The following is an 11,127-nucleotide window of genomic DNA, read 5'->3' as shown; positions in this document are numbered from 1 at the left end:
GCCATGCTCGGCAGGGGCTTTACCGGTAAAGCCTCTGCCGAGCATGGCTCGGCACTACCAGCATTGTCGGTAAAGCCTCTGCCGAGCATGGCTCGGCACTACATGGGACCAGCCCCACAACGTGGAACGGCCCGCTTTCGCGGGCCGTTCCGATGCTGCATTGGCCTTGCGGCAAATGCTTAGTGCTGGTGACCGCCGTCGCCGTGCACGTGGCCGTGCTGCACTTCTTCTTCGCTGGCTTCACGCACTTCGATGATTTCCACGTCGAAATGCAGGTCCTTGCCAGCCATCGGGTGGTTCAGGTCGACGTCGACCACGGTCATACCGACCTTCTCGACGGTGACCGCACGCGGGCCGAAATTGGTCTGCAGGATCACCTGGGTGCCCGGGATCAGCGGGGTCTTGCCGAAGTGCTTCTTCGGCACGCGCTGGGTCATGCCCTCGCGACGCTCGCCGTAAGCATCGGCCGACGTCACGTCGACGCCGAAGCTTTCGCCGGCTTCCTTGTCCATCATCGCCGTTTCCAGGCCCGGGATGATGTTGCCGTGGCCGATCAGGATGGCCAACGGATCACGGTCCTTGGAGCTCTCGATCGGCTCCTGGCCGACTTCGGAGACGGTGTAGTGGAAACGGACGACGCGGTCTTTTTCGATCTTCATGCGCAACTCTGATAAATGGCTGCCCGCTGGCAGACGTTGGGACGGCTTGTCGGCCGTCGGGGACGCCGCCATGATGACGGCCTTCTAAGGTGGCGCATTATCCGGGCTCCATGCACATCACGCCAGTTCCCCGCTTCCGCTCGTGGCGCCTGCCTGCCACGCTCCTGACCGCCGCGCTGTTGACCGCCTGCGGGCACAGCCCACCGAAACGGGCATCGGCCCCCAATCCGGCCCGCAATTATTCGCCGGTCGCCCCAGCTGACCCTGCAGCAGCGGCTTCGGTGCTGATGCGCGCCTTGGGGCTGGTTGGCACCCCGTACCGCTACGGCGGCAACACCCCCGAGTCCGGCTTCGACTGCAGCGGCCTGGTCACCTATGTCTACCGGGACATGCTGGCGCTGAGCCTGCCGCGCACCTCGCGCGAACTGGCCGCCATCCAGGGCCCGAGGATCGCGCCTGACCGACTGACCGCCGGCGATCTGGTCTTTTTCGGCAACAAGGGCAACGTCTTCCACGTCGGCATTTATGTAGGTGAAGGCCGCTTTGTGCACGCTCCCAGCACCGGCGGAACCGTGCGCCTCGACCACCTCGATGGGGCCTACTGGCGCGATCATTACACCGGCGCGAAGCGGGTATTACGGTAAAACGAGACATTACTCGTGAAAAATAACGATTATTTAACGAAATTTGTACCTATCCACACGTTTCACAGGGCATGATCGCCCATCGACTTTTTCAAGTGACTGCCGCGTGACGACTGACAACACGTCCCATCCGAGCCAGCCAAAGATTTCATCGCTCAACTTCCGCCGCCTGATCTGCGCCGCGGCACTGGCTCTGGCCAGCCTGCCGGCCCTCGCTCAGAACGCTGATACCGCCCCGGCAGCCAAGCCGGCTGCGGCCAAGACCGAAGCACCGCGCAGCAAGGCTGACAGCGCTGCCACCGCCACACTCGCCGCGCTGCTGCCGCATCTGGCCGCCAGCGACACCATTCCGCTGATGGACCGCTCGGCGATGTTTGCCGGCGATCTCAGCCGCCTTATCTCTGCCTACGACGCCTCCAAGGGTGTCTCCGCTGCCACCGAGGCAGCGCTGGCCAACGATTCCGACGGCAAGGTGCAGTCCATCCTGCGCCGCGCCATGACCTTGCTGGGCACCCCGTATCGCTGGGGCGGCACCTCGCCGGATGCCGGCTTTGATTGCAGCGGCTTGGTCGGTTACGTGTTCCGTACGGCGCTGGGTGTCGAACTGCCGCGCGTGTCGCGCGAGATGGCCAGCCAGGCCAATGCCGAACTGATCAATGACCGCGCGGCGCTGGCCGCTGGCGATCTGGTGTTCTTCGGCCGCAAGGGCCGCGTTGACCACGTCGGCATCTATGTCGGCGAAGGCCGCTTCCTGCATGCCCCGAGCACCGGCAAGGACGTCCGTACCGACACCCTGCTCACCGGCTACTGGGGTGACAAGTTCATGCAGGCGCGTCGCATGGCGCTATAAGCGCCTCGCTGGCAACTACCTGCCAAGCCGCAATCTTCGGGTTGCGGCTTTTTTATTGCCTGTCCTTCCGGCATCACTTGTTCTGCACAAAAATTAATACGAACAACGCTGCTACCGCCTGCAACGATGTGCCAAATACGATTGCGCATGCGTGAATCACAGGTATATGGTGACGCCGAATGGAGGAGTGACCAGGCATGGCCGCGACATCTGTGTCAAGTACACGTTGTGTGATCTGGTTCGGAAATCCGGGGGCAAGAGAGAAAGTAATGCTGGCTGCGGATGGCTGGCAGGTGCGAACGGTACTTCCCCAACAGCCCGCAGATATCGGCATGCGCGGCGGCGACACGGTGGTTGGCCTGATCGATTTCCGTACCAGCTCAGAAAGCGAGCTGGAGCGCATCGGCAAGCTGACCGCCGAGCATCACCATATGCCGTTGTTTGCCATCACCCCGGCCACCGATGGCATCGGGCAATTGCCTCTGCATCCCTTGCTTGCCGCCTGCCGCCAACAGTTCCCCCATCCACCGGATCTGAAAGAACTGCTACGTGGGCTGCAGGGCCTGAGCAGTGAAGTGCCACGCGCGGCCAGTGAAGACGTGCTGGATACCCTGCTCGGCGAGAGCGAGGTGATGCTGGTCATGCGCGCCACCCTGCGCAAGTACGCGCCGGTGGATCTGCCGGTCCTGATCACCGGAGAAACCGGCACCGGCAAGGAAGTCGCCGCACATGCGCTGCATCGCCTGTCGGCGCGTAACGGCAAGCCCTTCCAAGCCATCAACTGCGGCGCCATTCCTTCCACCTTGGTCCAGTCGGAACTGTTCGGTCATGAGCGTGGAGCCTTCACCGGCGCCACCGGCCGTCGCCAAGGCCTGTTTGAAACCGCACACACCGGCAGCGTATTCCTGGACGAAGTGGGCGACCTGCCACTGGATGCGCAGACCAGTCTGCTGCGGGTACTGCAGGAAGGCACCATCGAACGGGTCGGCAGCAATCAGCCCATCCCGGTGGATGTGCGCATCCTCGCCGCTACCCACGTGGATCTGGAACGTGCGGTGGAAGAAGGCCGCTTCCGTCGCGATCTTTATTACCGTCTGAACGTGCTGCGCCTGGCGATGCCGCCACTGCGCAAACGTGATGGCGACATTGAACTGCTATCCCGCCAGTTCCTGCGCAACTTCCGCACCCGCCACCCCACCCGCGCCCGCGGCTATACCACTGAAGCACGCCAGGCAATGGACCGCTTTACGTGGCCCGGCAATGTCCGCGAACTGCTCAACCGGGTACAACGTGCGGCCATCACCGCCGAAGGTGAGTTGATCAGCTGCGCGGATCTGGAGCTCAACCAGACCACCAACGACGCCCAGCTCAGCCAGGCACGGAGTCAGGCCGAACGCCAAACCCTGCTGTCCTGCCTGCAGCAAAGCCAGTACAACATCAGCGCCTGCGCGCGCCTGATGAAGGTCTCACGGGTCACCATCTACCGCATGTGCCGCAAGCACCACCTGGAGCTGGAAGCGCTGCGTTGATCGACCACACACAGCGCCCACCTTCACCAGAGCTCATCCCGCAACCCTTCTCACAGCATGTAAGGCACCTTGAATGCCAAGGTGAAATCAGGTGCATCCGGGGTCAAGCCGATTCCCAGCATGCTGACAAAGGTCGCCTTGGATGTCAGTGCGTAGGTCACGCCCAGATTGAGCGTACCCGCGTTGCCATCACTACCAATCACCTTCATCCACTTGCCATTCTTGTAACGCGTGCTGGCACGTGCGCTCATGCGGTCGCTGAAGGAAATGCTCAAGCTGGTGCGCTCGTTGAATGCAAACGCCACGCCGGCACCGAAATAGTACGAATCACCCAGCGTCACCTCACCCGGATTGACCGTATCCGGATTGGCATCGATGTCGTCGAAGCTGCGCTTGAACGAGCGCACATAACCGATGTTGCCGAACAGGATCGCCGGGTCCGCACTCTTCACTGCCGACAGGCCGATGTTCGCCTGCCATAGACCATTGCCGGTCGGCTGCTTGGACGGCACCGCGAAACGAATGAAATCATCGTCATCGCGTTCGATCACCTTCCAATCCAGGCCATAGGGCTCACGCCCCGTCGGCGCGGTGATACCGCCCGTCAAAACGGTCTCCGGGCGCCAACCGCGCTCACCAAACAGCTTGTAATTGGCACTTACTGTGACATCACCAATGCCGGTGCCATGGGTTTCCTCCTGCGCGATGGCAGCCGCCGAACCACCTGCACCGCCCTTCTGGTAGATCGTCTTGCGGGCGATGTAGGGCACATCCAGATTCAAGGTCAGCCGAGGATTGAGACCCCAGCGCGCTGCAAAGTTGTAGGTGAGTGAATCGGACTCGACGTTCTCGATGGCGATGTTGCCAAGAAAGATCGCGTCCAACGCCAGGAAGCCGTTGAGGGTCAGTTGTTTGCGGTCGTAACGTGCATAGGTGATGCTGTTCTCCAGCGTCAGCTTTTGATTGAACAGCGCCGACTGCTGTTGCTTCACATCATCAACACTGCGCCGCGCCGCTTCCTTGGCCTGCTGCGCTTCCGCCGCACTGCTGGCATAGCCCTCGCCGGCCGGCGCTGCCGCTGCGGGCGGGGTCGCCGCAACCGGCGCCGCCGCAGTCTCTCCCGCAGGCAGCTGTGGGGTCGGCAATACCTGCGCGGTCTTGCCACTGACCCGGGCCTGGATTGCCTGCACCTGCATGTCCAACTCGCGCAGACGCCGCACTTCCTGGGCGTAGCTGGCTTTGAGTGCCTCCAGCTGCGCCACCAGCGCCCTTACGTCCTCCGCATCCTTGTTGCCGGTTGTCGCCTCCTGCGCCATCACCTGTGGTGAAGCAACAGTCAGACTCACCAGCGCCGCCATCGCCAGTCGTTTCATTGTGTCGTTCCTCTACGTTGAGCCAACCAATGCACGCGCCGGGCACGTGCTCACTGCCCGCCTATCCCGCCAATCCCCCGATTGAGCGTGATGGCCTGTGCCACGTTCTGGGCCAACGGCAGGTTTCCCGCCATCGACTCCCTTACCAGATCAATCTGCAGCCGGTTACTGACCAACTGGCCATCGCTGGTCAACTGGACGCTCTGGCCAACACTACCGCTGCGCAGCCACTGCTGCACCGCGCCCTGCCCCTGGATGGTCAACTGCAGGCGTGCCGCATTGCCGTCAAAGCTGGCCACCGCGCTTGCGTCACCCGACTGTGCCGTTGCATTGCCCGCTATCGATCCGCCGACGCCCGGCACGACGCCATCATTGCGTACATTCAGATGCATGACATTGCTGGCGCGGTTGCCGTCGCCGGCAATCTGCACGCTCTGGCTCACGCCAGCCACATTGTTCAAACCGCTGCCATCGATGCTGCGTCCGCTGGAATCAGGCAACGGCGCATTGGCATCGGTGATGCTGACGATCGGCGTGAACGTCACCTTCGGCACGTTGCCACCTTTGCTGAAGTCCATGCCCAGCGTCATCGCGCCCTGCAGGCTCTGGCCCGTCGTGGTTTGCCAGGTAGAGACCATGGTCACCCCGAACCATGCCACCGCATTGCCACCCACGGTATAGCGGCCACGCATCAGATTGAGTTCCGGGTCGGGAATCTCATGCAGGCCCTTGCCTGGCTTTTGTGGTGCTTCCGCGCCAACTGCAGGCAGCGCGAGCATCAGCGCCAAAGCCAGCAGGGCGAACTTGGTTGCGTTCATCACAACACTCCTTCAGAACAGGTCGGCATGGCTGAAGCCAAAGTCGACCAGCTCCGCATCGGTAATGGGGCTGGCCCCCTGGCGCGCATACAGCGCGCGTGCACTGGGCCTCTCACTGGGTTGCAGCAGCACCGTATTGCGATCGAAGTCGCTGCCTATGACCACGAATACCGCGCGCGAAGGCCAGGCTTCGAGAAACTCCGGCAACGGCACCACGCGGTTGCCAAGGATCGGGTCAGCGACCTCGGCCATGCCATCACGTATCTGCTTGAGCACGACGAAGTGGCGGAAGCCACGTACATCCATCAGCACCAGGCTGGGGACACGCAGGTTCATCAGCCGCTCCTCGTCAATCCGGTAGCCGCGGCCACGCATACCCAGGGATTCCACGTAACGTTTGATGTCCAGCAACGAGAACCCGCGTTGCTTCACCAGCTCCGGGTCCGCCACACCCATCATGCCCTCGATCACCGTCGCCTCATCGGTATTGAGGTGGTAGGCATGCTTGAGAATCGTCGCCAACGCCGCGGCACCGCAGCTGTAATCGGTCTGCTGCCGCACCAGGTTACGAAAGCGCCGTTCCTTCATGCTCTCGATCTTGCCGCTGTACAAGGCACCATTGGGCAGCACACTGCTGAATGCCACCTCGCCCGCATGCAGCAAGCTGGGGGACATACTCAAAGCACAAGCCACCAGCAGCGTGCGACAGAACATGAGCGTGCTACCTCCAAAGCGCCGGAAGGTGGGAGCCCCCCTCCCGGGGGAGTGGAATGGGGGCTCCCGGAACCCGGCCATTGGCGGATGGCCGGGCTTGTTACGCTGAGCCAGTGCGTCATCCATGGGGATGACGCATCCGGTTACGGCTCGTTACCGGTACCACCACCGCCACCGGTGGACGGCTGTGCCACCGCCAGCGCGAGGCTGTTGGCCTGCAGGTTGCCGGTGCCCGAGGACACGTTCACACCGATGTTGCCCGACGCGTTGGAGAACGCAGAGCCCGACAGACTGGCGGTATTGGTCGCATTGACCGCCACCCAGTCAACGGTGGTTACCTGACCACTGAGGCTGGCCGTCAGGTCAGCAGTTCCCATCTCGCTGAACTTGAGGTTGCCCTTCTCATCGGTATCCCATGCCATGCCGCCGACGCCCGGACGATTCGGGTTGTCGACATGACCTTGGGTCTGGTTGTCCCAATCCGAGTGACCAGTCTGGCCGCCAGCCGGGTGCGAGTCACCATTCCAGTTGTCCGGATAGAAGTTGGTCTTCTGGTAGGAGTTGCCGGTGCCGGCGTACTCACCGGTGCCGGTGCCCTTGGTGGTACCGGTGACCTTGCCACTCAGGCTTACATTGACGGTACTGACCATGCGGTCGTAGTAGCCGTTGTTCTCGACGCGGTTGCCACTCGAACTCTGGTTCGAGCTGATGGTCGAGGTGGCATAGGCGCTGGTGGCGACCGAGGCAGCCAGAGCGTTCTTCTGCTCATTGTTGTTGCCCGAGGTCACGTTGACGCCGATGTTGCCAGATGCGCCGGAGAAGGCGTTGCCGCCGATGCTTGCATCGTTGGTCACACCATGGTTCCAGGTCGAATTGTTCATGCCGGCCTGGTTCACGAACACTTCGGCATCGGCCATGCCAAAACTGAACGACGCATCGGCAGCGGACAGCGCGGCAGCATTATCCTGGGTGTTGTTGTCGCCGGCAGCCACGTTGAAGCCGAGGTTGCCCGACGCTTCAGAACCCACGTCGTCGGCGATCGATGCGGTGTTGTCCAGCAAGCCATTACGGGCATGGTTGTTGGAGACCGACTGACGGTTGTCGATGAGGGCAATCGCTGCCGAATCCAGATCGATGTTGCCAGTAATGGTCGGGTCGCCAGAGAAATTCACATCCGAGCTCAGACGGATGTCCTTCTCAAGGTTCACATCCACGCCGTGGTTGTTCTTTTCCTTGCGCTCGTCGGCCGAGATGTTCGAGGTCTTCTGCACGTTCTCGGTTACATCACTGGACCAGGTACTGGTGGTTTCTGTGTTGGTCCGCGTATCGGTGTTGTTGCGCGTGTCGTTGTAGCGCAGACGAGCTGCAGCATCCAACTTCAGATCGATGTCGGTATCAACATTGGTGTTGATGTTGGTGTTCGTGTTGGTATTCGTCCGCGTCTCAGTCACAGCGTGCTGGTGATTGATGTTCGCGGTCGCGTTCTGATCATCCGCCGCATTGGCTGCCGCGCTGAGGGTCAGCGCGGAAACCGCCATGGCGAGTACATTCCATTTGATCGCTTTCATGGTGCCCTCTTCAGATTTTCTGATGCATCGGGTGGATGGAACTGTGCTCACGGGGTGCCCTGCACGGAGATGCTGAATCTGTTCTCCGTTGCATTGCCTGATCCCGCGATCTGATTGAGTTGCAGTACGCCGTCAAATCCGCGCAACGCGGATGCCTCCACGCCAACCCTTCGGGTTGCGCGAGGGTCGGTGACGGTGGACTGCCCCCCTGCCGACGCGAGCACTTCGGATGAAGTCATGGCCTCATCACTTGCCTCGCGTATGCCCTGTGCGGCCAGTGTCGCGGTGACGGAGTTCAACTCCGCATTGCCACCGCCACTGGCCTGATTGATTGATGCAATACCACCGGCACCCGCCAGCGCATTGCCGCCGATGGTGGCCGTGGCCTGCATCGGTGAATTGAATAGATTGGACTGGCGCCGCTGCAGGCTGCTGACACTGGCCGATGCCTGTTCGCCGTTGGCCATGCTGTGCAGGTTGGCCTGCAGGTTGAGGTCGCCTGCAGCCTGGTTGAGCTTGATCGAACCGTTGGCGCCGGCCAAAGCCCCGCCATCAATCCGCGTATCGGTGGAAAGATAGGACAGCATGCCGCTGTAGCTGTCAGTGCCCGATTGCGCGTGCGCACTACCCACGAGGGCAAGCGCCACCACAAGCACGACCGCAGGGACGGGGGCGATGGGGGCGTTCACTTGCCACCCGGCCCGGCCGGCTGGCCCAGCGGGAACTGTGCCAATGCACCACGCACCTGGTCGCCAATCCCGCGCGTTGCTCCACCCACAGCGCCCATCGGGCCACCGATGGCACGTGACAACTGGCCTCCGGACAACATGCCGTCATCGCCGACAACGCGCCCCAAGGTACCGCCCACCATGCCGGTGGTTACCCGCTCGACCGTGGTCTGCCCATGCCCGGCCAGCTGACTGCCAGCTGTGCCCGACCCCATTGCCGCATAGTCATCATCGCTGAGCTCGCTCATGCCACCCGCCCCCAGCGCGGAGCCCAGCTCCTTGCGTGGAGAGGGATCGGCAATCAATGCCATGCCTGGCGGTGCCATGCGGTAGGCCGGCCGCGTCGATACATCGCGCAGCAACACAATCTCGCCCGGCTGTGCCTTTACGCCCTGACGTGCCCCCGAAGCCATTGCGGCTTCACTGGCGACAGTGCCGATCAGCAACAGTCCGATCAGGGCGGCATAACGATGTAGGGTCCAGCTGTCCATTGCGTCGTCCACTCGTACCAACGCGAGTGATAGAGCAGCATCCGTGCCAAGTAACTATTTCACGTAAAAACAATCAGTTACCAATAGAAGCAAACACCTGCGGGTGTATCCATGTCACAGCCATGCAGATGTAAGAACCGGCGCATGGAAGGCCCGATGGAAACGCGAAAGGCAGGCCTGGCCTGGCTTTCACGCCGCTGTATCAGTGTTGTTACAGACAGTTGTTACACCTGCTACAAGCCTCGATCGTTGAACAAAAAGAAAGGCCGGCAAAGCCGGCCTTCTCCATGGCGCATCAACGGCGGATGGCTAGTCCAGGTGGCGACCGTTCGCACCAGCCCCCATCGCAGGTGTCCCGGCAGCGTCATAGACCTGCTGGTCGAGCAGCCCGGTTTCCTTGGCCACGATCACCGGCACCACCATCTGCCCGGTGACGTTGGTCATGGTGCGCATCATGTCGAGGATGCGGTCGATCGCGTACAGGTAGCCAATCGCCTCCAGCGGCAGGTTGGCCGCACTCAGCACCACCGTGGCCATCACCACCGCCGTGCCCGGCACGCCGGCCGTACCGAAGCTACCCAGCACCGATGCGATCAGCACGATCACGTATTGCTCCGGGGTCAGTGGCACACCTGTGTATTGGGCAATGAACACCGCACACAGCGCCGGGTAGATCGCCCCGCAGCCATCCATCTTGATGCTCGCGCCCAGCGGCACCGCAAACGACGCGTAATCCTTGTTGACGCCAAGGTTGTCGCTGATCGAGCGCATCGCAACCGGCATCGCCGCGAAACTCGAAGACGCCACGAACGCCACCTGCATGCCTGGCGCCGCACCACGGAAGAACTTCCACGGATTCAAGCCATGCGCAAGCAACAAGCCGCTATAGACGATGACGATGTGCAGCGCGCAGGCCACATACAGCGCCAGCACGAAGTTGCCCAACGGCAACAGCTTCTCGAAGCCATAGCTGCCGACCAGGCCGGCGATCAGGCCGAAGGTACCCAGCGGCGTCATCTCCAGCACGAAGCGGGTCACCTGGATCATGATCTCGCTCATCTGCCCAACCAGCTTGCGCGCTTCGTTGACCTTCTCGCCCAACTTGACCATTGCGAAGCCGAGCAAACCGGCGAAGAAGATCACCGGCAGGATCGAGCCGCGCCCCGCCGCCAGCACCTGTTCGCCAGCCGCATTGGCCTTGGTGCCGATACCGGCCAGCGCATAGAACACATTGGACGGCACCACATCCATCAGCACCTTGGCGATCGAGGGCACGTCACGCGGAGTGTAGGTCGAGTCCACCGCCAGCTTCAGGCCACCGGTACCGGGCTGCATCACCGTACCCACCAGCAGACCGATGCCCACCGCAAACGCGGCAGTGATGACAAACCACAGGAAGGTGCGGCCACTGAGTGCTGCCACCGACTTCTGCCCATGCAGCGAGCCGATGGCGTTGATCACGGCAAAGAACACCAGCGGCACCGCGATCATCTTGATCAAGGTGACGTAGAGTTCGCCCAGCGGGCCGAAGAAGGTCTCAGCCGCCGGTCCCAGTGCCCAGCCGGCCAGCGCGCCGAGCACGAAGCCGCCAACCACCCGCTGCCAGAAGGGGATCCGCAGCCAGGCAGAAACCACATTCATATCGTCAATCCGGAGAACAAATCGAAGGTTCCCACGATAGCGCAAGGCCTCAGCCAGCACGATGCCCACACAGAAAAGCTGCGTGTCATATGCATGCCTTCCACGCTTGACC

At 62.0% G+C, this 11,127-nt stretch carries 11 protein-coding genes; 3 read left to right on the top strand and 8 right to left on the bottom strand.

Features of this window, described 5'->3' with window-relative positions:
• Positions 1–179: 179 nt before the first annotated feature.
• Entirely contained in the window at positions 180–659 is a 480-nt protein-coding gene (locus ACVOLS_RS04215; protein ID WP_481544590.1) for an FKBP-type peptidyl-prolyl cis-trans isomerase, read from the bottom strand.
• 110 nt (positions 660–769) lie between these two features.
• Here ACVOLS_RS04215 and ACVOLS_RS04210 point away from each other — a divergent pair, with 110 nt between their 5' ends.
• The 3 genes from ACVOLS_RS04210 (at position 770) to ACVOLS_RS04200 (ending at position 3,682) form a co-directional block, all read left to right on the top strand.
• Positions 770–1,303, top strand: coding sequence for a C40 family peptidase (locus tag ACVOLS_RS04210; RefSeq protein WP_481544589.1), 534 nt, complete (start codon positions 770–772; stop codon positions 1,301–1,303).
• Between the two features lie 106 nt (positions 1,304–1,409).
• Positions 1,410–2,153 carry a C40 family peptidase gene (locus tag ACVOLS_RS04205; RefSeq protein WP_481544588.1) on the top strand — a complete coding sequence of 248 codons (744 nt, stop codon included), beginning with the start codon at positions 1,410–1,412 and terminating at the stop codon, positions 2,151–2,153.
• 197 nt (positions 2,154–2,350) lie between these two features.
• Positions 2,351–3,682, top strand: coding sequence for a sigma-54 interaction domain-containing protein (locus tag ACVOLS_RS04200; RefSeq protein ID WP_481544587.1), 1,332 nt, complete (start codon positions 2,351–2,353; stop codon positions 3,680–3,682).
• A 50-nt stretch (positions 3,683–3,732) separates the two neighbouring features.
• On the opposite strand, the gene ACVOLS_RS04195 is transcribed toward ACVOLS_RS04200, so the two are convergent.
• The 7 genes from ACVOLS_RS04195 to ACVOLS_RS04165 form a co-directional block, all read right to left on the bottom strand.
• Positions 3,733–5,055 (bottom strand): transporter, encoded by a 1,323-nt coding sequence (locus ACVOLS_RS04195; RefSeq protein WP_481544586.1) that lies wholly within the window; start codon positions 5,053–5,055, stop codon positions 3,733–3,735.
• Positions 5,056–5,105: 50 nt separating this feature from the next.
• The gene (locus tag ACVOLS_RS04190; protein WP_481544585.1) at positions 5,106–5,873 is read right to left on the bottom strand and encodes a hypothetical protein; all 768 of its coding nucleotides are present in this window, start codon (positions 5,871–5,873) and stop codon (positions 5,106–5,108) included.
• Between the two features lie 12 nt (positions 5,874–5,885).
• Complete coding sequence (locus ACVOLS_RS04185) at positions 5,886–6,587, bottom strand: C39 family peptidase (protein ID WP_481544584.1); 702 nt, start codon at positions 6,585–6,587, stop codon at positions 5,886–5,888.
• Positions 6,588–6,730: 143 nt separating this feature from the next.
• On the bottom strand, positions 6,731–8,155 hold the full coding sequence (locus tag ACVOLS_RS04180) for an adhesin (protein ID WP_481544583.1): 1,425 nt from the start codon (positions 8,153–8,155) through the stop codon (positions 6,731–6,733).
• A gap of 47 nt (positions 8,156–8,202) precedes the next feature.
• Complete coding sequence (locus ACVOLS_RS04175) at positions 8,203–8,742, bottom strand: hypothetical protein (protein ID WP_481544594.1); 540 nt, start codon at positions 8,740–8,742, stop codon at positions 8,203–8,205.
• A 98-nt stretch (positions 8,743–8,840) separates the two neighbouring features.
• Positions 8,841–9,374 carry a hypothetical protein gene (locus ACVOLS_RS04170; RefSeq protein ID WP_481544582.1) on the bottom strand — a complete coding sequence of 178 codons (534 nt, stop codon included), beginning with the start codon at positions 9,372–9,374 and terminating at the stop codon, positions 8,841–8,843.
• 309 nt (positions 9,375–9,683) lie between these two features.
• Positions 9,684–11,015, bottom strand: a complete 1,332-nt coding sequence (locus tag ACVOLS_RS04165; protein WP_481544581.1) for a dicarboxylate/amino acid:cation symporter — start codon at positions 11,013–11,015, stop codon at positions 9,684–9,686.
• Positions 11,016–11,127: the final 112 nt, after the last annotated feature.

Source organism: Stenotrophomonas sp. STEN038, assembly GCF_056759895.1.
This window is presented reverse-complemented; position numbering and strand designations above follow the sequence as displayed.